This window comes from Micromonospora sp. WMMD980 (genome assembly GCF_029626035.1).
GTDB lineage: Bacteria > Actinomycetota > Actinomycetes > Mycobacteriales > Micromonosporaceae > Micromonospora.
This window is the reverse complement of record NZ_JARUBE010000003.1, coordinates 4282598-4305868: the sequence shown is the minus strand read 5'-3', so window position 1 is coordinate 4305868 and position 23271 is coordinate 4282598. Positions and strand designations below refer to the sequence as shown.

Here is a 23271-nt window from a genome sequence, read left to right as displayed (position 1 = left end):
CTGTTTGAGGGTAGTTGGTCGGACGGGCGACGTCCGGTCGCGGGCCTACCCGCCGGTAGGGTTCGGTCGGGCCTGGTGGCTATTCTTCAGTCTGCGGCAGTCGGCGACCCCCGGGCGGCACAGACTGCGCATGATAGCGGTGGAAGGGGAGGGCCGACATGGCCGCAGAGCAGTCGTTCGACGTCTACCGGTTGCCGGAGGAGCACGAGGCGATCCGGGAGGCGGTCCGTGAGGTCTGTGCGGCCAAGGTGGCGCCGCATGCCACCGAGGCGGACGAGACAGGTGAGTTCCCGAAGGCGTCCTACGACGCGCTGCGGGCGGCCGACTTCCACGCCCCGCACGTCCCGGTGGAATACGGCGGCGCCGGCGCGGACGCGCTCGCCACGGCCATCGTCATCGAGGAGGTGGCCCGCGCCTGCGCCTCGTCCTCGCTGATCCCGGCCGTGAACAAGCTGGGCACGATGCCGCTGCTGCTGGCCGGTTCCGAGGAACTGAAGCGGAAATACCTGACGCCGGTCGCCTCCGGTGACGCGATGTTCTCCTACTGCCTCTCCGAGCCGGAGGCGGGCAGCGACGCCGCGTCGATGACCACCAGGGCGGTGCGTGACGGCGACCACTGGGTGCTCAACGGCGTGAAGCGGTGGATCACCAACGCCGGGGTCTCCGAGTTCTACACCGTCTTCGCGGTGACCGATCCCACAGCCCGCTCGAAGGGCATCTCCGCCTTCGTGGTCGAGAAGTCCGACCCGGGCGTCAGCTTCGGGGCACCGGAGAAGAAGCTCGGCATCAAGGGCTCGCCGACCCGCGAGGTCTACCTCGACAACGTCCGGATCCCGGCCGACCGCATGATCGGCGCCGAAGGCACCGGCTTCGCCACCGCCATGCAGACGCTGGACCACACCCGGGTCACCATCGCGGCGCAGGCGATCGGCATCGCGCAGGGCGCGCTGGACTACGCCAAGGGCTACATCCAGGAGCGCAAGCAGTTCGGCAAGGCGGTCGCCGAGTTCCAGGGCGTCCAGTTCATGCTCGCCGACATGGGCATGAAGCTGGAGGCGGCCCGGCAGCTCACGTACGCCGCCGCCGGCAAGTCCGAGCGGGGCGACGCGGACCTGACCTACTTCGGTGCGGCCGCCAAGTGCTTCGCCTCGGACGCCGCCATGGAGATCACCACCGACGCGGTCCAGCTGCTCGGCGGCTACGGCTACACCCGCGACTACCCGGTCGAGCGGATGATGCGCGACGCCAAGATCACGCAGATCTACGAGGGCACCAACCAGGTGCAGCGCATCGTGATGGCCCGCCAGCTGCTCAAGGGCTGACCGGCGCCGAGGCGTTCGGGCGGGCGGGCCGGGGTCGACCCGGCCCGCCCGCGCTGGTCAACGTCCCTCGTCGTCCGGCCGGTTGGTGCCGCGCGGGGGCGCGGACCACGGCGACTCGCCGCCGGTGCGACGGGGCAGGGGTTCGGTGGGGTTTTCCGGGTAGGCCAGTGTGAGCGGGGCCGTGTCCGGGTCCTTCGGCGGGCCGGGCGGGGGCCAGTCGGTGAGCGCCGGCTTGTGCTCCACCGGGGTGACGGCCGGGGTCAGCTCCGCCCCGTCCGTACGCGGCTCGGGTCGACGCCGCCACCGCCCCGCGCTGAAGACGGCCATCAGCAGCAGCATGCCGATGAGGAACAGCGTGCCGTTGTCCAGCGGCTGGCGCAGCGGCAGCGGGTCACCGAGCATCCTCAGGTCGTCGGGGACCCGGTCCCGCACGGTGAACGGCGCGACGAACAGCCCGACGTAGGGGGCCACCAGCAGCAGCCCCGCCACCAGCGGGCCGAGCGGCGAGAATCGCAGCGTGCCGAGCAGGCCGAGCAGGACGCCGACGACGCCCAGGTAGACGGCCGGCTCGATCAGGTTCGGGGTGCTGTACGTACCGATCTCCACCCAGCGGTTGACGGTCCGCCCAGATCCGTCCTGACCGAGGGTGACGAGCACCCAGGTGACGGGCGCCACCACCAACCCGGCGAGGAAGCTCCAGAGATGTCGCATCCGCGCACCGTACCGTTTTCGCCATGACAGATCATCCCGTGGTGCCGCCGGGTAAGCCGACCTCGTACTCCCGCGTCACGCTGAGTCGCATCATGACCGCTGTCGATGTCAATCTGTACGGGACCGTGCACGGTGGGGTACTGATGAAGTTCGTCGACGACGTGGCCGGCGCGGCGGCGGCCCGGCACAGCGGTGGCACCGCGGTCACCGCCTCCATCGACGAGATCGTCTTCTCCGAGCCGGTCCGGGTGGGGGATCTGGTGCACGCGCACGCCCAGGTCAACTGGACCGGCAACACCTCGATGGAGGTCGGGGTGCGGGTGGTGGGCGAGCGCTGGGACTCGGCCGAGGACGAGCCGGTGCGGGTCGCCACGGCATACCTCGTGTTCGTGGGAGTGGACGTCGGCGGCGCGCCCCGCGCGGTGCGTCCGGTGCTGCCCGAGACGCCCGAGGACGAGCGCCGCTTCCGCGAGGCGGAGATCCGGCGGGCCCACCGCCTGGCCCGCCGCCGCGCCATCCAGGCCCACCGCGCCGCCTGAAGCGTAAGGAGGGGCCCCCTCTTAACGCCTCCGGTAGAGCTACGCGCCCCGCTTGACGGCCCGGCCCGCGCTGACGTCGTCGTGCCGGGGCGCGGGGTGTTAAGCGGGGCCCCTTGTTATGCAGAATGCGTTAACAGGGGGCCCCTCCTTACGTCTGGCCCACATGGGTGAGGGGCGGGGGGTGTGGGGTGGGCACGCCCCGTGGGCGGGGGCCGGTGCGGAGAATGGCGGCACGAGGTAGGGCAAGATGGCGCCACGGCCCATGCACAGTGTCGTGCCGGGCCCCAGGGGAGGGTGGAACTGTGGGTGACGTGCTCTGGACGCCGCCGGCCGACGTGCGTGAACGGTCCCGGATCGGTGACTACCTGCGCTGGCTGACCGAGCACCGGGGGCTGGAGTTCGCCGACTACGACGCGCTGTGGCAGTGGTCGGTGACCGACCTGGACGCGTTCTGGTCCTCGATCTGGGACTACTTCCAGGTGCTCGCACACACGCGCCCGACCGCGACGCTGGCCGGGAGGTCCATGCCCGGCGCCCGCTGGTTCCCCGGTGCGACGCTCAACTACGCCGAGAACGTGCTGCGCATGCCGGGGCTCGGCGACGACGACCCGGCGGTGATCGCGCACGGGCAGACCCGCGCGCCGGAGACGCTCACCGTGGCGGAGCTGCGTGACCGGGTCCGCCGGGTGGCCGCCGGCCTGCGCCGGCTCGGCGTGGGTCCCGGCGACCGGGTGGCGGCGTACGCGCCGAACATCTCGGAGACGTACGTCCTGCTGCTCGCCACCGCGAGCCTGGGCGCGATCTTCTCGTCCTGCGCGCCCGAGTTCGGCACCCGCAGCGTCACCGACCGCTGGCAGCAGATCGAGCCGTCGGTGCTGGTGGCGGTGGACGGCTACCGCTACGGCGACAAGCCGGTCGACCGGCGCGCCGAGGTGGCCGCGATCCGGGCCGCGCTGCCGTCGCTGCGGCACACCGTCGCGATCGGGTACCTCGACCCGGACGGCCCGGCCCCCGACGGCGCGCTGCCGTGGGCGGAGCTGGCGGCGGAGACCGACGAGCCGGCGGCCTTCACCCCGGTGCCGTTCGACCACCCGCTCTACGTGCTCTACTCCTCCGGCACCACGGGCCTGCCGAAGCCGATCGTGCACGGGCACGGCGGCATCCTGCTGGAGCACCTGAAGATGCTGGCGCTGCACCACGACCTGGGCCCGGCGGACCGGTTCCTGTGGTTCACCACCACCGGCTGGATGATGTGGAACTTCCTGGTTTCCGGGCCGGCGGTGGGCGCGGCGATCGTGCTGTTCGACGGCAACCCGGGCCACCCGGACCTGGGCGCGCTGTGGCGGCTGGCGGCGGAGACCGGCACCACCTACTTCGGCACCTCGGCCCCGTTCCTGCTGGCCTGCCGCAAGGCCGGGCTGGTGCCGCGGGAGGTCGCCGACCTGTCCGCGCTGCGTGGCCTCGGCTCGACCGGCGCGCCGCTGCCCGCCGAGGGTTTCACCTGGGTGTACGAGAACGTCGGCGACCAGCTCCAGCTCCAGTCGCTCTCCGGCGGCACGGACGTCTGCACCGGCTTCGTCGGCGGGGTGCCGTTGCTGCCGGTGCACGCCGGGGAGATCGCCTGCCGGGCGCTGGGCGCGAAGGTGGAGGCTCGCGCCGCCGACGGTTCGGCGGTCATCGGCCAGCTCGGCGAGCTGGTGATCACCGAGCCGATGCCGAGCATGCCGGTCGGGTTCTGGAACGATCCGGACGGCGCCCGCTACCGGGAGGCGTATTTCGAGGTCTATCCCGGGGTGTGGCGGCACGGCGACTGGATCACGGTGAACGAGCGTGGCGGCTGCGTCATCACCGGCCGCTCCGACGCCACGCTGAACCGGGGCGGGGTGCGGCTCGGCACGGCCGAGTTCTATTCCGTGGTGGAGGGCCTCGACGAGGTGGTCGACTCGGTGGTGGTGCACCTGGAGGACGACGAGGGCGGCGCGGGAGAGTTGCTGCTGTTCGTGGTGCTCGCCGACGGACTGGAGTTGGACGACGAGATGCGGAAGAAGATCTGCCGCGAGCTGCGTACCGCCCTGTCGCCCCGGCACGTGCCGGACGAGATCCACCAGGTCCGCGCCGTGCCCCGCACGCTCAGCGCGAAGAAGCTCGAGGTCCCGGTCAAGAAGATTCTGACGGGCACCCCGGTCGACCGCGCCGCGGCCAGGGGCGCCCTGGCCAACCCCGAGTCCCTGACGGCCTTCGCCGCCCTGGCCCGACAGCGCCATCCTTCCTGACCCTGCCCCCGCCCCCTCCTGCCCGATCTTGCGGTTTCTGCGCCGACGAAAGGGGTGAACGCCCCGAGAGTGGGGCGGCAGGTGCAAGATCGCGGGGAGGGTGGGGGTGGGTTCAGGGGAGGGTGTGGGTGGTCTTCTCGGTTTCGGCGCGGGAGCCCAGGCGGGTCGAGTCCGGGTGGGCGCAGGCCACCACGCTGGCGCCGGCGGCGAGTGGGGTGAGCAGCCAGTCGACCAGGTCGGGGTGCCGGGTCACGTCGACCAGGAGGCGGTCGCCGGGGCCGATGCCCAGCTCCGCGGCGCGGGCCTCCGCGCGGGCCAGCAGCGCCGCGTCGCCCTCACCAGGCTCGGGGTACGGGGTGAAGTGGTCACCGTGCCCGCGGACCGCGCTCACGAAGTCGACGCACCCGGCGGGCACCTGACGCATCGGCAGCGCGAACGGGTCCAGCGCCAGCGCGTACCGCTCGCCGGCCGGCCACCGGCCCGCCTCGTCGACCCGGTCGACGGCGGTGAACAGCACCTCCACCGGAGCCGGGGCGTCGGCCACGGTGAGCTTCGCCGACCAGCAGCCGAGCAGCACCGCGGCGGTCTGCCAGTGCGGCGGCAGCAACACACCGGCCGGATCGCCGGGTGCGCAGCCGGCCTCGTCCACGAGCAGGTTGGCGGTCTTCGCCACCCAGTTCGCCAGCGTCGCGCCGGAGAGCTCGGTGCGTTCGCCGGTGGCGTCGTCATACCAGGTCAGCAGTGGTCGGGTGGGGTCGGACGCGATCGCGTCGGCGAACACCCGGGCAATGTTGTCGGCCATCGGCGCGAACGATACGCGCCCCGGCTGCGTACTCGATGACAACGACAAGTCGGCGTACCGTCGGGTCGCAGTCAGCGTCGGACACCCCGCCCGGCGTAGGCTTGCCGACAGTGTTCTTGCCCACAACCGCGCCACCTGAGGAGTCGCCCCGTGACCGCCGGTCGCCCGCCCCGCGTTCTCATCGACGCCACGAGTGTCCCCGCCGATCGCGGCGGCGTCGGTAGATACGTCGACGGCCTGCTCGGCGCGCTCGGCCGGGTCTGCGGCGACGGCGTCGACCTGGCCGTGGTGAGCCTGCGCACCGACCTGGAGCGCTACACCCGGATGCTGCCCGGCGCCGAGATCATCCCCGCGCCGGCGGCGGTGGCGCACCGGCCGGCACGGCTCGCCTGGGAGCAGACCGGCCTGCCGCTGCTGGCCCAGCAGGTCGGCGCGGAGGTGCTGCACTCGCCGTTCTACACCTGCCCGCTGCGGGCCGGTTGTCCGGTGACGGTGACCGTGCACGACGCGACGTTCTTCACCGAGCCGGAGCACTACGACAAGTCCCGCCGGACGTTCTTCCGCAGCGCGATCAAGACCTCGCTGCGCCGCGCCGCCCGGGTGATCGTGCCGAGCAAGGCCACCCGCGACGAGCTGATCCGGCTGCTGGACGCCGACCCGACCCGGATCGACGTGGCCTACCACGGCGTCGACCAGGCCGCCTTCCACGCCCCGGGCGACGAGGAGAAGGCGCGGGTCCGGGCCCGCCTGGGGCTGGGCGACAACAGCTACATCGCGTTCCTGGGCGCCAAGGAGCCGCGCAAGAACGTACCCAACCTGATCCGCGGCTGGGCCCGGGCGGTGGCCGACCGGCCCAACCCGCCGGTGCTGGTGGTGGCCGGTGGCCAGGGCCACGACGACGACATCGACCGCGCGGTGGCCGAGGTGCCGTCGCACCTGCGGCTGCTCCGCCCCGGCTACCTGCGCTACGCCGACCTGCCCGGGTTCCTCGGCGGGGCGCTGGTCGCCGCCTACCCGTCCTACGGCGAGGGCTTCGGGCTGCCGATCCTGGAGGCGATGGCCTGCGCGGCGCCGGTGCTCACCACGCCGCGGCTCTCCCTGCCCGAGGTCGGTGGCGACGCCGTGGCCTACACCAGCGAGGACCCGGACCAGATCGCCACCGACCTGGCCGCGCTGCTCGACGACGAGCAGCGGCGGCTCTCCCTCGCCAAGGCGGGCTTCGACCGGGCCAAGGAGTTCACCTGGGAGTCCAGCGCCGAGGTGCACATCGCCGCCTGGCGGCGGGCACGTTCCTGAGCGGCGCGCCGCCGACGCGCCGTGGGGGCTCGCCCGCTTCGGGCATGATGTGCTGATGTTCTACGCCGTCATCCCGGCGGGCGGCAGCGGCACAAGGTTGTGGCCGCTGTCCCGCGCCGGCCATCCCAAGTTCCTCCACCCGCTGACCGGCACCCCCGCCTCGCTGTTGCAGGCCACGGTCGACCGGTTGGCGCCGCTGACCACGCCGGAGCGCACGCTCGTGGTCACCGGAGCCGCGCACGCCGCGGCGGTGGCCCGGCAACTGGCTGGCCTGCCGGAGGAGAACGTGCTGGTGGAGCCCTCCCCACGGGACTCGTGCGCGGCCATCGCGCTGGCCGCCGCGGTGATCGCCGACCGCGCCCCGGACGCGGTGATGGGCTCGTTCGCGGCCGACCACCTGATCGGCGACGCGGACCGCCTGGCCGCTGTGGTGCGGGAGGCGATCCGCGGCGCCGAGCGGGGGCTGCTGATGACGGTCGGCATCACCCCGACCCGGCCGGAGACCGGCTACGGCTATCTGGAGACCGGCGACCCGGTGGACGGCGGGCCGCTGCGACCGGTCCGCGAGTTCAAGGAGAAGCCCGCGGCCGAGGTGGCCGAGGGCTACCTCCGTTCGGGCCGGCACCTGTGGAACGCGAGCATGTTCGTCTGGCGGGTGGACGTCTTCCTGACCGAGCTGGCCCGCCAGCAGCCGGCGTTGCACGCCGGGATCACGGCCATCGCGGCGGCCTGGGGCACCCCGGAGCAGGACGACGTGCTCGGCACGGTGTGGCCGACGCTGCCGAAGATCTCGGTCGACTACGCGGTGATGGAGGGCGCGGCCACCGCCGGCCGGGTGGCGACCGTGCCCGGCGACTTCGGCTGGAACGACGTCGGCGACTTCCACACCCTCGGCGAGGTGCTCCCGGCCGACGCGGCCGGCAACGTGGTGCTCGGCGGGGACGCGAAGCCGGGCGTGCTGCTGCACGACACCACGGGCACCGTGGTGGTGCCGCACTCCGGCCGGCTGGTCGCCACGGTCGGTGTGCACGACCTGATCGTGGTGGACACCCCGGACGCGGTGCTGGTCTGCCCGCGCGAGCGGGCGCAGGACGTGAAGAAGGTCGTGGACCAGCTCAAGGAGCGTGGCGAGGAGGGCCTGGTCTGAGCCGGGCGCCCGTCGGGCCGGCGCGGGACGTTCAGCCGTCGGCGCGGCGGGCCAGCGCGGTGAGTGCCGGCGCCACCAGGTGTGCGGTGCCGTCGGCGAGCGGCTCCGGCAGCCGGTCCGGCGGGAACCAGCCGAGCGCCTCGGACTCGTCGCTGGTCCGTTCGATCGCCCCGGCCGGGGCGAAGACCGCGTACCGGACGTCGTAGTGCAGGGAGCCGCCCTGGCAGGCGACCGGGTGGACGTCGACGTCGATCGGCGTCGGGTCCAGGGTCAGGCCGGCGATCCCGGACTCCTCGGTGGCCTCGCGCAGGGCGGCGCCGGCGAGGGTCCGGTCGCCCGGCTCGCAGTGGCCGCCGAGCTGCACCCACCGGCGCAGCTTGCGGTGCAGGCAGAGCAGCACCCGGCCGCCGGTCGGGTCGAGGACCAACGCGCTCGCGGTGACGTGCCCGGGCCGGTGCCCGCGGCTCATCGCCACCGGGCCGGCGGCCAGCAGCGCCAGGGTGCGGTCGGCGTTGGCGGCGGCCGCCGGGCTGGTCGCCGTCCAGCGGCTCAGCTCCGCGACGGCGTCGGCGTGCAGGTGGGCGTACGTGGCGAGATCGGTGTCGGGCACCCGGACAACTCTACGAGCGCGCGGATGAGCGAGGGCCGGACGGCACCCCTGCGGAACGAATCCGCAGACCCTCGTGGTGCCGTCCGGCCACGCCCGTCGGCCGGCGACCGGGTCGACACTGCGCCCCGGCGTCGGCGGGCACTTGAGAGTCTGCCGAACCTGAGTTCCGGCGTCGAGGTCTTTCACGTCACGCTTAAAGATGGAGATTAGTACCGCCGGGTAAAGTGCCAGGGGTGGCGGGCACATCCGCCGTCCACCCGGGAGTGCTCCATGTTGAAGATCATTTTCTCGAGCGAGGACATCCTGCGGACCCGGGTCGCCCCGGCCGCGGACCCGCTCTGGGAGTTGGTCCTCAGTCTGCACCTGCTCCAAGGGCGCGGCCGCGATCCACTGTTGACGACCTGGCGGCGCGGCGTGGCGCGGGGCCTGCGCACCGACACCGGCGCCGAGCGCTACCGACTGCTCCTCGCGCTCAACCCGCCGCGCGGCTACTTCCCGGACTTCCTCACCCCCTCCGCCAGCCGGGAGGGCTTCGAGGCCGGCCTGGAGGCGGTCCGCGGCACCCCGCTCGGCATGCTGCGCCGCGACCTGACCGTGCTCGCCGGGGAGACCGCGCTGCCGCCGTCGGCGAGCGCGCTCGCCCGGGGCGAGCCCGAGGTGCTCCAGGATCTCACCGAAACCATGGCGCGCTACCAGGAGTTGGCGGTGACGCCGTACTGGGCCCGGGTCCAGGCCGCCGTCGAGGCGGACCGGTCCCGTCGTGCCCGGGCCATGCTCGACGGCGGCGCCGAGGGTCTGTTGGCCAGCCTGAAGCCGGCCATGCGCTGGGCCGACGGGGTGCTCGAGGTGCTCGACTACCCGGACACCCGCGAGTTGCACCTGGACGGCCGGGGGCTGCTGCTCGTCCCGTCGTTCTTCTGCTCCCGCACGCCGGTGGCGCTGCTCGACCCGAGCCTGCCCCCGGTGCTGGTCTATCCGGTCGACCGGCTCGGCGGCCTCACCCCGGAGGCCGGCGGTGGCCGGGAGAGCGACGCCGCCCAGCGGGAGGCGCTCGCCGCGCTGCTCGGGCGCACCCGCGCGGCCGTGCTCCAGGTCGCCGACGAGGGCTGCACCACCGGCGAGATGGCCCGTCGGCTGCACATCTCCGCCGCCGCGGCCAGCCAGCACACCGCCGTGCTGCGCAACGCCGGGCTGCTGGTCAGCAACCGCGACCGCAACACGGTGCTGCACACGCTGACGCCGCTGGGCCGCGCGGTCCTCGACGCCTGACCCGCCCGCCGGGCGGCTCGGAACGCGGTCAGAGCGCCAGCGTGGCGCTGGCGGTGGTGCCCGCCGGGGGCGGCAGCAGGGTCGAGGCGACACCCTCGGCGGCCAGCGCGGTGCGCAGGCGTTGCAGGTCCGCGCCGAACCGGACCAGATCCGCCCGGTCGACGGGCGTCGGCGCCGCGCCGAGCACCAGGTCGGTCGCGGTGGCCGGCCAGTCGGGCACGCTGGCGGCGAGCCCCTCGCGTACCTCCCGGTCGGTCACGTGGGTGAAGACCGTGCCGGAGGCGACCACCTCGGCGACCGCGGCGATCGCCCGGTCCACCGCGGCCGGGTCGGCCGGCGCCGCGCCGGTGCCGTCGGCGAGGAGGGCCGCCGCGCGCAGGCCGTCGGCGCGCGCCTCGGCGGTGCCCCGCGAGAAGAGGTCCAGCGAGGCGTCCCGGACCAGCGTCCGGGCGCCCTCGTCGTCGTCGCGGGTCGCGTCGAGATAACCGCGGACGACCGCGACCGGAACCTGGTCGCACTTGCCCTTGATCAGCTCGCCGGCGCCGGCCAGCTCGTCGACCACGGCCATCTGGGTGAGCTGGAGTTCGTTGCCGTAGGGATCGACCTCGCCCCGGTGGTCGCGGATCGCCGGCATGCCGGCCACCCCGAGCGCCACGTCGGTGAGACCGTTGCGCCACGGGCGGCCCATGGTGTCGCTGACGATGACCGCGACGTCCAGGCCGAACCGGTCGCGCAGCGCGGCCCGCAGGGCGCGGGCGGAGGCGTCCGGGTCGACCGGCAGCAGTACCAGCCGCGTCTTGTCCACGTTGGACGCGTCGATGCCGGCCGAGGCCATCACGAACCCGTGGTGGGTCTGCACGATCCGGGTCGCGCCCCGGGTCGCGACCACCCGGGCCGTCTCCGTCGCCAGCACCCGGTCCCGCTCGGCGAGGCGCTCCGGGCCGTCCGCCGGCACGTCGACCAGCCGGCCCTCCGCCTTCGACACGATCTTGCTGGTGACCACCAGCACGTCGCCGTCGCGCAGCCAGGGGGCCGCGCCGGCGATCAGCGCCGCCAGGTCGTCGCCCTCGGTCACGTGGCCGATGCCCCGCACCGGCAGGATCTCCAGCCTCACATCAACTCCAGCGCGGCACGCACCATCGCGGCGGTCGCCGCCTCGTCGGTCATCCGCAGCGGCGCCGAGGCGACCGGCACGTCCGGCACCACGGCCCCCGCGTCCTCCGGGGCGACCAGCCAGCCGTCGAGCAGCCCGCCGGCCGACCGACCGCCGTAGAGGCCGCCCACCCCCGCCGCGCTGCACTCGACGCCGAGCACGGCCAGACACCTGTCGGCCATGCCGCGCACCGGCGCGCCGCCGATGATCGGCGACACCCCGACGACCGGGGCCGGGCCGCCGGCCACCGCGTCGCGCAGGCCGGGCACGGCCAGCACCGGCGCGATGCTGACCACCGGGTTGCTGGGCGCGATCAGCACCACGTCCGCCGCCCCGATCGCCTCGACCACGCCGGGGGCGGGCTTCGCCGCGTCCGCGCCGACGAACACGAACTGGTGCGTCGCCACGTCGGCCCGGTACCGCACCCACCACTCCTGGAAGTGGATCGCCCGCCGCCCCTGGTCGTCTTCGATGACCGCGTGGGTCTCCAGGCGCTCGTCGGTGGCCGGCAGCAGGCGTACGCCCGGTTGCCAGCGGGCGGCCAGCGCCTCGGTGACCTGCGACAGCGGATAGCCCGCGTTGAGCATCGTGGTGCGCACCAGATGGGTGGCGAGATCCTTGTCGCCCAGCCCGAACCAGCTCGGCTCGGCCCCGTAGGCGGCCAGCTCGGACTTGACGGTCCAGGTCTCGCCGACCCGACCCCAGCCACGTTCCGGGTCGGCGCCACCGCCGAGCGTGTAGAGCACGCTGTCCAGGTCGGGGCAGACCTTCAGGCCGTGCAGCAGCAGGTCGTCGCCGACGTTGACCACGGCGGTCACCTCGGCGCCCACCTCCCGGGCGTACGCCCGGACGCCGAGCAGGAAGCGGGCGCCCCCGATGCCGCCGGTCAGTACCACGATGCGCATGCCGTCCATCCTTCCGCACGTGCCGCCGTCGATCGCCCGATGGCCGGAGAGACTAGGCTCACTTCGCCAACTGTCCGCTTTCGTCCCCTGGGGGAGTTCGTGACCAGCCCCGCCGAGCCCGCGTCCGGCGACGCCGCGCAGGCCAGCCAACTGACCAAACCGCTACGCGAACTGGCCGCGCTCGTCCTGCTCGGCGCGAACGCCGTGCTGCTCTTCGTCGGCCTGCTGCGCCTGCTGGTGCCGGCCGACGACTACAGCACGTTCAGCGGCCGGGCGGGCAGCGCCTTCTTCACCTTCGTCGGGCTGGAGGCGACGGTCCTGCCGCTGCTGGCCGTCCTGCTCGCCACCCACGTCCGCCCGGTGCTGCCGAAGGCGAAACTGATCACCCAGGTCGCGTTCGGCGAGTACGCGTTCTCCGCCGCCTTCGGCGCGCTGACGTTCCTGGCCTGGCTGGTCGGCCGGCTCGCCGACGGCGAGGTGCTCGACGCGTTCCTCGGCCTGCTCACCCGGGTGGCCTGGCTGGCGATCTTCGCGGTCGCCGCGTACGTGGTGTTCAAGATCTGGCGCACGCTCTACTACGTGCCGAAGCCCAAGCCGCAGCCCGGCGTCTACGGTCAGGCCCAGCCGGGCTGGCCGCAGCAGCCCGGCCAGCCCGGCGGATACCCGGCGCCCGGTGGCTACCCGCCGGCCGGCGTGCCCCCGCAGCCCGGCCAGGCCCCGGCGGGCTACCCGCACGGGGGCGCGCCGGCGCAGCCCGGCTGGCCGCAGGCCGGCCCGTACGGCCAGCCGCAGTCGGCCCCGCCGTTCAACACCGCGCCGCCGCACGCCCCGCAGTCGGCCCCGCCGTTCGGCTCCCCGCCGCCGGGGGCCCAGCCCGGCCCGCAGTTCGGCTCCGGGCAACCCGGCCCGCAGTTCGGCTCCCCGCCGTCCAGCGCCCCGCCGTTCGGTGGCCAGCAGTCCGAGGCACCTCGGTTCGGCGCTCCGCCGCCGGCGCCGCCCTTCGGCCAGCCGCCGTCGGCCGACCCGACCCAGGCGATCCCGCGCCAGTCCGCCGAGCCGGGCCAGCAGGCGTCCCCGGGCGACGACGAGCGCACCCAACGCTTCGACCGCGAGGACCCGAACCAGCCCCGGTGACCCGGCCGGCGGGCGGGCGGCGGACCGCCGCCGCCCGCCCAGGCCGGCGCGAAGTGTTAAGCGGGGCCCCCTCCTCTACCGGAGGCGTTAAGAGGGGGCCCCTCCTTGCACCCCGTGCGGGTGCATAGGCTGAGCCGATGGTTGATGCGAGCGTGCGGCGGGCGCTCGGCCGCGCCGCCACCGGCCGGGCACTGGACACGGACGAGGCGGCCGCGCTGCTCACCGCGCGCGGCGAGGCCCTCGACGAGCTACTCCACGTCGCCGGTGGCATCCGCGACGCCGGGCTGCGGGACGCCGGCCGGCCGGGCGTGGTGACGTACTCCAAGAAGGTCTTCGTGCCGCTGACCCGGCTCTGCCGGGACCGCTGCCACTACTGCACGTTCGCCACCGTGCCGCACCGGTTGCCGGCCGCCTACCTGGAACGCGACGAGGTGCTGGCGATCGCCCGCGAGGGCGCCGCGCAGGGCTGCAAGGAGGCGTTGTTCACGCTCGGCGACCGGCCCGAGGAGCGGTGGCCGGCGGCCCGGCGGTGGCTGGACGAGCGCGGGTACGACTCCACGCTCGACTACCTGCGCGCCTGCGCGGTGGCCGTGCTGGAGGAAACCGGCCTGCTGCCGCACCTCAACCCCGGCGTGCTCTCCTGGTCGGAGTTGCAGCGGCTCAAGCCGGTCGCGCCGAGCATGGGCATGATGCTGGAGACCACCTCGACCCGGCTCTGGTCGGAGCCGGGCGGCCCACACTTCGGCTCGCCGGACAAGGAGCCCGCGGTCCGCCTGCGGGTGCTCGACGACGCCGGCCGGGTCGGCGTGCCGTTCACCACGGGCATCCTGATCGGCATCGGCGAGACCGGCGTCGAGCGGGCCGACGCGCTGTTCGCGATCCGCCGGGCCATGCGGGAGTACGGCCACCTCCAGGAGGTGATCGTGCAGAACTTCCGCGCCAAGCCGGACACCGCGATGCGCGGCATGCCGGACGCGGAGCTGCACGACCTGGCCGCGACCGTGGCGGTGGCCCGGGTGCTGCTCGGCCCGAAGGCCCGCATCCAGGCGCCGCCGAACCTGATCGCCGGCGAGTACGACCTGCTGCTGCGTGCCGGCATCGACGACTGGGGCGGCGTCTCGCCGGTGACGCCGGACCACGTCAACCCGGAGCGGCCGTGGCCGCAGCTCGACGAGTTGGCCGCGCGTACCGCCGCTGCCGGGTTCACGCTGCGCGAGCGGCTGACCGTCTACCCGGAGTACGTGCGCGCCGGCGGGCCGTGGCTGGATCCGCGCCTGCTGCCGCACGTGACCGCGCTCGCCGATCCGGTCACCGGCCTGGCGGTCGAGGAGGCCCGCCCGGTGGGCCGGCCCTGGCAGGAGCCGGAGGAGGTCTTCGGCGGTCGCACGGACCTGCACGCCACCATCGACGTCACCGGCCGGACCGAGGACCGGCGGGGCGACTTCGACAGCGTCTACGGCGACTGGTCCGAGGTGGCCAACAAGGTCAGGTATCCGGCCGGCGATCCCGCGACCGGCGGCACGGACGGCGACCTGCGCGCGGGGCTGAACCTGGCGGCGCACGACCCGGCGGCGTTGCTGGCGCCGGCGCACGAGGCGAAGGCGCTGGCCCTGTTCGGCGCGGACGGGCCGGCGCTGGACGAGCTGTGCCGGCTCGCCGACGACGCGCGCCGCGACGCGGTCGGCGACGACGTGACGTACGTGGTCAACCGGAACATCAACTTCACCAACGTCTGCTACGTGGGCTGCCGGTTCTGCGCGTTCGCGCAGCGGGAGAGCGACGCGGACGCGTTCCGGCTGTCCCTGGAGCAGGTCGCCGACCGGGCCGAGGAGGCGTGGGCGACGGGCGCCACCGAGGTCTGCCTCCAGGGCGGCATCGACCCGAAGATGCCGGTGACCGGCTACGCCGACATCGTCCGGGCGATCAAGGCGCGGGTGCCGGGGCTGCACGTGCACGCGTTCTCCCCGATGGAGATCGTCACCGCGGCCGCGAAGGCGGGCGTGCCGGTGCGGGAGTGGCTGGGCATGCTGCGGGAGGCGGGCCTGGACACCATCCCGGGCACCGCCGCCGAGATCCTCGACGACGACGTGCGCTGGGTGCTCACCAAGGGCAAACTGCCGGCCGCCGCCTGGGTCGAGGTGGTCAGCACGGCCCACGAGCTGGGCATCCGGTCCAGCTCCACGATGATGTACGGCCACGTCGACCACCCCGGGCAGTGGTTGGCCCACTTCCGGGTGCTGGCCGGGGTGCAGGACCGCACCGGCGGGTTCACCGAGTTCGTGGCGCTGCCGTTCGTGCACACCAACGCGCCGATCTACCTGGCCGGCATCGCCCGGCCGGGGCCGACCTGGCGGGAGAACCGGGTGGTGCACGCGATGGCCCGCCTGCTGCTGCACGGCCGGATCGACAACATCCAGTGCTCCTGGGTGAAGCTCGGCGACGCCGGCACGGTGGAGATGCTGCGTGGTGGCTGCAACGACCTCGGCGGCACGCTGATGGAGGAGACCATCTCCCGGATGGCCGGGTCGGGCAACGGTTCGGCGCGTACCGAGGAGCAGTTGCGGGCCATCGCCGAGGCGGCCGGGCGACCGTTCCGCAAGCGGACGACCGCGTACGGTCACACCGCCGCCTGACGTCGAACCTTTCCCCGCGCCGCGCCGTACCTGTGGATGCCGGCGGCGGTTGCGGCGAGGACCGCCGCCGGTGACCCCAGCCCGGGGATCCGGCGGCGTCCGGGTGCCCGGCCCCTGCGGCGCTGCGGCGCCGGTCGCGGAAAGGTTGCCGATGAGCACTGACGAGACCACCGACGCGCCGAGGCGGCGGGCCTGGCCGCGGTTGACCCGGCGGCAGACGCTGACCGCCGCCGCGAGCGCCACCCTGGGCGCGGCGGCGCTGGCCGTGCCGGGCCTGTCCGCCGCGCAGAACGCCCCGTCCGCGAGCCGGCGCGACGAGCCGATCGTGGTCCATCTCCGCGACGCCGCCACCGGCACGATGGACATCTTCGTCGGCACGACCCGGGTCGAGGTGCGCGACCGCGGTCTGGCCGACCGCCTGGTGCGCGCCGCCCGTCGCTGATTCCCGCCCCTCCCGGCGCGGGCTCCCGACGCCGGTCCGACTCACGTTTCCCGACGAAGGTGTGGTCCGCCATGTCCTCTCACCGCGAGGCCCCGGAGATCGCCAAGGATCCGGTCGCCGACAGCTCCGATCTTTACGCGTTCGTCAGTCCGACCCGGCCGGACACGGTCACGCTGATCGCCAACTACGTGCCGGTGCAGCTTCCGTCCGGCGGCCCCAACTTCTTCGAGTTCGGCGACGACGTCCGGTACGAGATCCACGTCGACAACGACGGAGACGGTTACCCGGACGTCACCTATCGTTTCGAATTCACCACCGAGATCACGAATCAGAACAGCTTTCTCTACAACACCGGCCCGATCGAGTCGCTGGACAGCAAGAACTGGAACCGGCGCCAGTTCTACCGGTTGACCCGGGTGGCGGACGGTCGCGAGCACGTGCTGGCGACGAAGCTGCCGTGCCCGCCGTGCAACGTGGGTCCGCTGTCCACGCCGAACTACCAGAACCTGGTGAAGCAGGCGACGTTCAGGCTGTCCACCGAGGAGAAGGTGTTCGCCGGGCAGCGCGCCGACGGCTTCTTCGTGGACCTGGGCGGCGTGTTCGACCTGGGCACGCTGCGGCCGTTCCAGCAGCTGCACGTGGCCGGCAAGAAGCTGTTCAAGACCGAGGGTGAGCCGGTCAACGCGTTGGACCGGCTGAACGTGCACAGCATCGCGATCCAGGTGCCGCTGGCCAAGGTGCGCCGCAAGGCCAGCCGGTACGGCTACGCCGACCGGGCGTCCACGATCGGCGTCTGGACCAGCGCGTCCCGCCAGCAGGTCCGGGTGCTCGGGGACCGGGTGTCGGCGGACCTCGCCACCGGTCCGTTCACCCAGGTGTCGCGGCTCGGCAACCCGTTGTTCAACGAGGTCGTTGTGCCGATGTCCAAGAAGGATCTGTGGAACGCGTTGCCGCCGTCGGAGGACAAGCGGTTCGCCGGGTTCGTCGAGCGGCCCGAGTTCGCCGCCCTGCTGCCGGTGCTCTACCCGGGCGTGTTTCCGAACCTGGACAAGCTGAACAAGGCGAAGAAACTCCGCGCCGACCTGGTGGCGATCCTGCTCACCGGCGTACCGGCCGGACTGATCGACGGCTTCGCCAACACCACCGGCGACACCCAGGCCGACATGCTGCGGCTGAACACCGCGATCCGGCCCAGCGCCAAGCCGGACCGGTTCGGGGTGCTCGGCGGCGACCTGGCCGGTTTCCCCAACGGCCGGCGGGTCACCGACGACGTGGTGACCATCGCGTTGCGGGCGATCGCCGGGCTCACCGTGCCGCTGGTGGACAAGACGTTCAGGCCGGACGCCGCGGCGGCCGCCGTCACGCCGGGCCTGGACGCCGGCGACGTGACCGCGCCGTTCCTCGCCGACTTCCCCTTCCTCGGCACCCCGTACGACGGGTTCAACAACCCGCCGGTGAAGAAGTCCTGACGGGGGCGCGGCATGCACCAGCACCGGCACCACGACCTCGGCCCGTCGTACAGCGGCACCGTCATGCTCGACCTCGGCGGCGACTCCGGCGCGCTGATCATCCACACCGGCCGGGACCTGCACGGGCGCGAGATCGAGATCAGCCGCGCGGACACCGACGGCGGGCGTACCCATTCGGCGGTGCGGGAGCGGCACGTCCTGGACGGGGTCTTCCACAGTGCCGTCTACCCGGACCTGGAAGCGGGTGTATATACCGTCTGGTGGGACGACGACACGCCGGCCGGCGCGGTTTCCGTCACCGGCGGTTCGATCACCGAATTCACCTGGCCGACCAGCTCACCGTCGCGAAAAGACTGACCGACCACTCCGCCGGCCCACGCGCCCCGTCCACCTGGTGGACGGGGCGCGATCGGCGTTGCCGGCCTCGACAGGCGGTACCCAGCCGGGCGCGTTACCCTTTGCCCCACCATTAGTGATCTTGGGCGGCGGTCGGCGGGGGCGTCCGACCGGCCCACCCGGCGCCGCGCCACGGCAGAAAACTTGGCGCAACTCGCCGGGGAGGGCGTTACTCGTCCGGGGTCTGAATCGATAGGGCAGGTTGCGAGGCTACGGGCGGCCGCGGCGGCTGTCCCGGACGTGTCGGGAGGGCGACTCCATTATCAAGTTTGGCTTGACGGCGCACGCATTACACGCGTGTAATTTGAATGGGGTTGTTCGCACGGAAGCGCACCAATTGGGCCCGTACGGACAAGCACGCCTTTCGCGTGGGGGGTTGCAGCGGCGAATGACGCCGGTGCGCGACAAGGAGGCAATCGATGGACGGCCAGCTCGAGGTGGCCGACCTGCTCGGGAACGCGCCGGAGTGGCAGGAGCGGGCGCTCTGCTCGCAGACCGACCCGGAGGCGTTCTTTCCCGAGAAGGGCGGCTCGACCCGCGAGGCGAAGCGCATCTGCTCGCGGTGTGAAGTGAAGACGGAATGTCTGGAGTACGCGCTCGGCCACGACGAGCGGTTCGGAATCTGGGGCGGCCTCTCCGAACGGGAGCGGCGCAAGCTCAAGCGGCGGGTCGCCGCCTGAGGAGCGTGCGGGCCGGGGCGGTGGGGGCCGCCCGGGTCCGACGGTCCGACCCTGTCGTTCAGGCCAGTTCGTCGGGGTCGACCCCGAGCAGGTTCGCCACCTGCTCGATGATCACGTCGTGCACGAGATCCGCCAGGTCCTCCCGGTCCATCGCGCGGAACTCCAGCGGTCGCCGGTAGAGCACGATGCGCGGCGGCACCTCCTGGCGGCCGGGCCGGCCCGGCAGCAGGCGGGCGAGCGGCACCTCGCCGTCCTCCAGCACATCGGAGTCGTAGACGTTCAGGTCCGGCGGGACGTCCTCGACGGCGAACTCCACCCCGGCCAACTCCTTGGCGAACCGGCGCTCGAGCGTCTCCACGGTGTCGAGCACCAGGTCGTCGAAGACCTCGGCCTTGGTCCGGGCCAGCGGCACGGTGGCCGGCACCAGCCGCCCGCGCAGCCCCCGACCGTGCCGGTCGCGGTGGGTGCGCCGGCCGGAGCCGGGGCGGCGGTTCTGCGGGCTCGTCATGACGGACAGGGTAGCCCGGTGACCCGGGCCGGCCGCCGTCGCGCGGCCCGCCCGGCGTGCCGGTCGCCGATCGGGCGAATTGTGATCACCATGACGGGCGTGTCGTAACGCGAAGCGGTGCGCCGGACCCGGTAATGGGGATACCCTGCCGCACGTGAGGTCACCACGGCGCTGCTCCCGTAACGGCTGCCCCCGGCAAGCGGTCGCCACATTGACCTATGTCTACAACGAGTCGACAGCGGTGGTGGGCCCGCTCGCGGCGTTCGCCGAACCGCACACGTACGACCTGTGTGAGCAGCACGCCCGCAGCCTGACCGCCCCGCGCGGCTGGGACGTGGTGCGGCACGAGGGCGAGTTCGAGCCGCCGCCGCCCACCACCGACGACCTGGTCGCGCTCGCCGAGGCGGTTCGCGAGGCCGCCCGCCCGACTCCGCCGCGCCCGCCGGAGGACGACCAGTCCCGTCCCCAGTCGCAGCCGTCCCACCAGCAGGGCCGCCGCGGTCACCTCCGGGTGATCCCCCCCAACCACTGACCCTCGGTCTACAGCCGGGACCACGCCTCGGTGAGCACGGCCCGCAGGATCTGCTCGATCTCGTCGAACTGCTGCTGCTCGGCGATCAGCGGCGGGGCGAGCTGCACCACGGGGTCGCCCCGGTCGTCGGCCCGGCAGTAGAGCCCGGCGGCGAAGAGCGCGGTGGAGAGGAAGCCGCGCAGCAGTCGCTCGGACTCCGCCTCGTCGAACGTCTCCCGGGTCGCCTTGTCCTTGACCAGCTCGATGCCGTAGAAGTAGCCGTCGCCCCGCACGTCGCCGACGATCGGCAGGTCGGTCAGCTTCTCCAGGGTGGACCGGAACGCGTCCTCGTTGGCCCGGACGTGCCCGACCAGGTCCTCCCGCGCGAAGACCTCCAGGTTCGCCAGGGCCACCGCGCAGGAGACCGGGTGCCCGCCGAACGTCACGCCGTGGGCGAACATGCCGGTCTCGGTGAGGAACGGCTCCATCAGGCGCTCACTGGCGATCATCGCGCCGAGCGGGGCGTAGCCGGAGGTGATGCCCTTGGCGGTGGTGATGATGTCCGGCTGGTAGCCGTAGCGGACGGCCCCGAAGTATTCGCCGAGCCGGCCCCAGGAGCAGATCACCTCGTCGCTGACCAGCAGCACGTCGTACGCGTCGCAGATCTCGCGGACCCGCGCGAAGTAGCCGGGCGGCGGCGGGAAGCAGCCACCGGAGTTCTGCACCGGTTCCAGGAACACCGCGGCGACCGTGTCCGGCCCCTCCCGCTCGATCGCCCGGCCGATCTCGTCGGCGGCCCACCGGCCGAACGCCTCGGGGTCGTCGCCGTGCTCCGGGGCCCGGTAGAAGTTGGTGTTCGGCACCTTGATCCCGCCGGGCACCAGCGGCTCGAAGTCGCTCTTGATGCCGGGCAGGCCGGTGATCGACAGCGCGCCCATCGAGGTGCCGTGATAGGCGATGTAGCGACTGACCACCTTGTGCTTGTTGGGGCGGCCGGTGCGCTTGAAGTAGGCCCGGGCGAGCTTCCACGCCGCCTCGACGGCCTCCGAGCCGCCGGTGGTGAAGAAGACCCGGTTCAGGTCGCCCGGGGTCAACGCGGCGATCCGCTCGGCCAGTTCCACGGCGGTCGGGTGGGCGTAGGACCAGAGCGGGAAGTACGCCAGCTCGCCGGCCTGCTTCGCGGCGGCCTCGGCCAGCTCGGTCCGGCCGTGGCCGGCGTTGACCACGAAGAGCCCGGCCAGCCCGTCGAGGTAGCGGCGGCCCTGTGCGTCCCAGACGTACGCGCCCTCGCCCCGCACGATGGTCGGGACCTCGCCGGCGGAGTAGCTGGCCATCCGGGTGAAGTGCATCCAGAGGTGGTCGGTCGCGTTGGCCATGTCAGCCCCATCGGGTCGCGGGCCGGTCCGGGGTGACACCGGCCGCTCTGCCCACGGTTATCCCACAGCCGATGCCGAAATGGCAAGTGAGTGAGTGCTGACGCGACGGATTCAGCGACCACTGTTTACATCATCGACGGATTTCGCGGCTCCTGCCGTGAGGTCCGGACGGGCCGGCAGGTAGGGGTCGGACTCCCTTTGGAGCTGAGTCGTTGGTGATATCGCGCAGGCGGCACCGTAGCGGCACCACTCTCGCTCGGCCCGTCGCCCGGTGCGCCGCCCGGTCCGTCGGCCCGCGTCCCGTCGCCCGGTCCGCCGCTCTCCCGCCACCTCGCGCTCCCAGACTCTGAGTCGTTTGCGATATCAGCTCTAAAGGCTCGCTCGGGAGGACGCGGCCCCCGGCCGGCGAGGACACCTCCGGGGCCTTTCCTGGGCGCCGGTCGCCCACCTCCGATGTCGGCAAGAGATCCGGGCGCGACACGCCGGGTGAGTGCGGACATCGATACGGAGCGTCGCTACGGTGCCGCCCATGGGTGACCGGACGGGAGGCGCGGATGGCGAACGAGGTGCTGCGAGTGGCGATGGCGGAGCGGGGCGAGACGGCCGAGTCGCTCGCGGCGAAGGTGCGGATCGACCCGAAGACGGCGGCGCGCTGGGCTGGCGGCCGGCCGCATCCCGCATCCGCACACCCGGGTCGCGGTGGCCGGGATCCTGGGCCGGGACGCGGCCGAGCTGTGGCCGGAGCCGTTCCGCCGCCGCGACCTGCCGTGGTTCCGCCCGTGGGCCGAGCTGGAGCAGGACGCCACCTCGATCCGCTCCTACCAACCGCTGCTCGTGCCGGGCCTGCTCCAGACCGAGGGGTACGCCCGCGCGGTGCTGGACACGGGCGCGCTGCTCGCCCCCACCGAGGTGGACGAGATCGTGGCGAGCCGGATCGAACGTCAACGCGTCCTCGACCGGGACGACCCGCCGCAACTCGTCGCGGTGATCGACGAGGTGGTGCTGCGCCGGCCGGTTGGCGACGGGTCGGTGATGGCCGGGCAGCTCCGGCATCTCGCGGTGGTCGCCGGGTGCGAGCACGTCCAGGTCCGGGTGATCCCGGCCGACGGTCCGTGGCACACCGGCCTCGCCGGCCCGTTCGTGCTGGGCCGGCTGCCCGACGGGACGGAATTGGCGTATCTCGACAATCAGCTCCGCGGTCAGATCGTGACCGATCCCGTCGACGTCGCTAGCCTGAGTCGGAGGTGGGAGAGCGTGACCGGTGAGGCGCTGCCCCGCCGGCGCTCGATCGAGCTGATCAGGGAAGTGGCGGAGACATGGACATGACCAGCGCCCGCTGGCGCACCGCGACGCGCAGCAGCAACAACGGCGGCGACTGCGTCGAGGTGGCCGACAACCTGCCCGGCCGGGTGCTGGTGCGCGACAGCAAGGACCGCGCCGGCGGCACGCTCAGCTTCACCCCGACCGCCTGGCGGGCCTTCGTCGGCCACGCCCCCGCTCAGGCGGTGCCCCAGCTGTAGGTCTGCTTGCGCAGCTTCAGGTAGACGAACGCCTCGGTGGAGAGCACCCCGGGCACCCCGCGCAGCTTCTGCAGGATCTCCAGCAGGTGCGCGTCGTTGCGGCAGACCACCTCGGCCAGCAGGTCGAACGAGCCGGCGGTGATCACCACGTAGTCGATCTCGTCGAACTCGGCCAGCCGGTCGGCCACCGGCTCCAGGTCGCCGTCGGTGCGCAGCCCGATCATGGCCTGGCGGGGGAAGCCGAGCTGGAGCGGATCGGTCACCGCGACGATCTGCATCACCCCGGCGTCGAGCAGGCGCTGCACCCGCTGGCGGACCGCCGCCTCGGAGAGGCCGACCGCCTTGCCGATGCTCGCGTAGGGTCGCCGGCCGTCCTCCTGGAGCTGCTCGATGATCTGCTTGGCCACGTCGTCGAGCAGAGCGTGGTTGGATCCTTCACGCACGGTGACCCGACGGTTGCCGTTGCCGTTCTCCGACTGCCGGTTGACCATCGTCGCTCCCCATGTCCGATTCTCTGTGCTGAGCGTAATGCCCCGGCGCAGTCTGGCGTATTTCGTGGCCGTTAGCTATTCCGG

The 23271-nt window shown here is 73.0% G+C and carries 22 protein-coding genes and 1 pseudogene; 15 read left to right on the top strand and 8 right to left on the bottom strand.

The window, feature by feature from the left end; all coding sequences use genetic code 11:
• Nucleotides 1-158 precede the first annotated feature (158 nt).
• Nucleotides 159-1322: an acyl-CoA dehydrogenase family protein gene (locus O7618_RS20155; protein ID WP_278107662.1), complete on the top strand. Its 1164-nt coding sequence runs from the start codon at nt 159-161 to the stop codon at nt 1320-1322.
• 57 nt (nt 1323-1379) lie between these two features.
• On the opposite strand, the gene O7618_RS20150 is transcribed toward O7618_RS20155, so the two are convergent.
• Nucleotides 1380-2033 (bottom strand): hypothetical protein, encoded by a 654-nt coding sequence (locus O7618_RS20150; RefSeq protein ID WP_278107661.1) that lies wholly within the window; start codon nt 2031-2033, stop codon nt 1380-1382.
• 23 nt (nt 2034-2056) lie between these two features.
• Here O7618_RS20150 and O7618_RS20145 point away from each other — a divergent pair, with 23 nt between their 5' ends.
• Together O7618_RS20145 and O7618_RS20140 are read left to right on the top strand one after the other, a co-directional pair.
• A complete protein-coding gene (locus O7618_RS20145) occupies nt 2057-2572 on the top strand; it encodes a hotdog domain-containing protein (RefSeq protein ID WP_278107660.1) in 516 nt (171 codons plus the stop codon).
• Nucleotides 2573-2874: 302 nt separating this feature from the next.
• A complete protein-coding gene (locus tag O7618_RS20140; RefSeq protein ID WP_278107659.1) occupies nt 2875-4845 on the top strand; it encodes an acetoacetate--CoA ligase in 1971 nt (656 codons plus the stop codon).
• 112 nt (nt 4846-4957) lie between these two features.
• On the opposite strand, the gene O7618_RS20135 is transcribed toward O7618_RS20140, so the two are convergent.
• Entirely contained in the window at nt 4958-5647 is a 690-nt protein-coding gene (locus O7618_RS20135) for a TIGR03089 family protein (protein WP_278107658.1), read from the bottom strand.
• A 150-nt stretch (nt 5648-5797) separates the two neighbouring features.
• Between O7618_RS20135 and O7618_RS20130 the strand changes: the two genes are divergently transcribed.
• Together O7618_RS20130 and O7618_RS20125 are read left to right on the top strand one after the other, a co-directional pair.
• Nucleotides 5798-6943 carry a glycosyltransferase family 1 protein gene (locus O7618_RS20130; RefSeq protein WP_278107657.1) on the top strand — a complete coding sequence of 382 codons (1146 nt, stop codon included), beginning with the start codon at nt 5798-5800 and terminating at the stop codon, nt 6941-6943.
• A gap of 55 nt (nt 6944-6998) precedes the next feature.
• Nucleotides 6999-8090 carry a sugar phosphate nucleotidyltransferase gene (locus tag O7618_RS20125; protein WP_278107656.1) on the top strand — a complete coding sequence of 364 codons (1092 nt, stop codon included), beginning with the start codon at nt 6999-7001 and terminating at the stop codon, nt 8088-8090.
• A 31-nt stretch (nt 8091-8121) separates the two neighbouring features.
• On the opposite strand, the gene O7618_RS20120 is transcribed toward O7618_RS20125, so the two are convergent.
• Nucleotides 8122-8700: an NUDIX hydrolase gene (locus tag O7618_RS20120; RefSeq protein WP_278107655.1), complete on the bottom strand. Its 579-nt coding sequence runs from the start codon at nt 8698-8700 to the stop codon at nt 8122-8124.
• Nucleotides 8701-8970: 270 nt separating this feature from the next.
• On the opposite strand from O7618_RS20120, the gene O7618_RS20115 reads away from it, so the two are divergent.
• Nucleotides 8971-9969, top strand: coding sequence for a helix-turn-helix domain-containing protein (locus O7618_RS20115; protein WP_278107654.1), 999 nt, complete (start codon nt 8971-8973; stop codon nt 9967-9969).
• A gap of 28 nt (nt 9970-9997) precedes the next feature.
• On the opposite strand, the gene O7618_RS20110 is transcribed toward O7618_RS20115, so the two are convergent.
• Both O7618_RS20110 and cofD read right to left on the bottom strand, forming a co-directional pair.
• Complete coding sequence (locus O7618_RS20110; RefSeq protein ID WP_278107653.1) at nt 9998-11083, bottom strand: coenzyme F420-0:L-glutamate ligase; 1086 nt, start codon at nt 11081-11083, stop codon at nt 9998-10000.
• Nucleotides 11080-12027, bottom strand: coding sequence for a 2-phospho-L-lactate transferase (cofD, locus tag O7618_RS20105; protein ID WP_278107652.1), 948 nt, complete (start codon nt 12025-12027; stop codon nt 11080-11082). Before cofD ends, O7618_RS20110 begins: the two co-directional genes overlap by 4 nt.
• A gap of 99 nt (nt 12028-12126) precedes the next feature.
• On the opposite strand from cofD, the gene O7618_RS20100 reads away from it, so the two are divergent.
• The 6 genes from O7618_RS20100 to O7618_RS20075 all read left to right on the top strand — a co-directional run bounded on the left by O7618_RS20100 (nt 12127) and on the right by O7618_RS20075 (nt 18781).
• Nucleotides 12127-13161, top strand: coding sequence for a hypothetical protein (locus O7618_RS20100; protein ID WP_278107651.1), 1035 nt, complete (start codon nt 12127-12129; stop codon nt 13159-13161).
• A 137-nt stretch (nt 13162-13298) separates the two neighbouring features.
• Nucleotides 13299-15794, top strand: coding sequence for a bifunctional FO biosynthesis protein CofGH (locus O7618_RS20095; RefSeq protein ID WP_278107650.1), 2496 nt, complete (start codon nt 13299-13301; stop codon nt 15792-15794).
• 151 nt (nt 15795-15945) lie between these two features.
• Entirely contained in the window at nt 15946-16236 is a 291-nt protein-coding gene (locus O7618_RS20090; protein ID WP_278107649.1) for a hypothetical protein, read from the top strand.
• A 71-nt stretch (nt 16237-16307) separates the two neighbouring features.
• Nucleotides 16308-17705: a DUF4331 domain-containing protein gene (locus O7618_RS20085; RefSeq protein WP_278107648.1), complete on the top strand. Its 1398-nt coding sequence runs from the start codon at nt 16308-16310 to the stop codon at nt 17703-17705.
• A gap of 12 nt (nt 17706-17717) precedes the next feature.
• Nucleotides 17718-18062, top strand: a complete 345-nt coding sequence (locus O7618_RS20080) for a phospholipase (protein ID WP_278107647.1) — start codon at nt 17718-17720, stop codon at nt 18060-18062.
• A gap of 458 nt (nt 18063-18520) precedes the next feature.
• Nucleotides 18521-18781, top strand: coding sequence for a WhiB family transcriptional regulator (locus O7618_RS20075; RefSeq protein WP_013284161.1), 261 nt, complete (start codon nt 18521-18523; stop codon nt 18779-18781).
• A 58-nt stretch (nt 18782-18839) separates the two neighbouring features.
• Here O7618_RS20075 and O7618_RS20070 read toward each other — a convergent pair whose 3' ends face one another.
• A complete protein-coding gene (locus tag O7618_RS20070; RefSeq protein ID WP_018787548.1) occupies nt 18840-19289 on the bottom strand; it encodes a metallopeptidase family protein in 450 nt (149 codons plus the stop codon).
• A gap of 154 nt (nt 19290-19443) precedes the next feature.
• Between O7618_RS20070 and O7618_RS20065 the strand changes: the two genes are divergently transcribed.
• Complete coding sequence (locus tag O7618_RS20065) at nt 19444-19821, top strand: DUF3499 domain-containing protein (RefSeq protein ID WP_278107646.1); 378 nt, start codon at nt 19444-19446, stop codon at nt 19819-19821.
• A gap of 8 nt (nt 19822-19829) precedes the next feature.
• Here O7618_RS20065 and O7618_RS20060 read toward each other — a convergent pair whose 3' ends face one another.
• Nucleotides 19830-21176 (bottom strand): aspartate aminotransferase family protein, encoded by a 1347-nt coding sequence (locus O7618_RS20060; protein ID WP_278107645.1) that lies wholly within the window; start codon nt 21174-21176, stop codon nt 19830-19832.
• Nucleotides 21177-21730: 554 nt separating this feature from the next.
• On the opposite strand from O7618_RS20060, the pseudogene O7618_RS20055 reads away from it, so the two are divergent.
• A pseudogene (locus O7618_RS20055) lies at nt 21731-22502 on the top strand (helix-turn-helix transcriptional regulator).
• Nucleotides 22493-22696, top strand: coding sequence for a DUF397 domain-containing protein (locus O7618_RS20050; protein WP_278107644.1), 204 nt, complete (start codon nt 22493-22495; stop codon nt 22694-22696). Before O7618_RS20055 ends, O7618_RS20050 begins: the two are co-directional and overlap by 10 nt.
• Here the strand turns inward: O7618_RS20050 and O7618_RS20045 are convergent.
• The gene (locus tag O7618_RS20045; protein WP_278107643.1) at nt 22675-23187 is read right to left on the bottom strand and encodes an Lrp/AsnC family transcriptional regulator; all 513 of its coding nucleotides are present in this window, start codon (nt 23185-23187) and stop codon (nt 22675-22677) included. The two genes, O7618_RS20050 and O7618_RS20045, sit on opposite strands and share 22 nt — an antisense overlap.
• Nucleotides 23188-23271 lie beyond the last annotated feature (84 nt).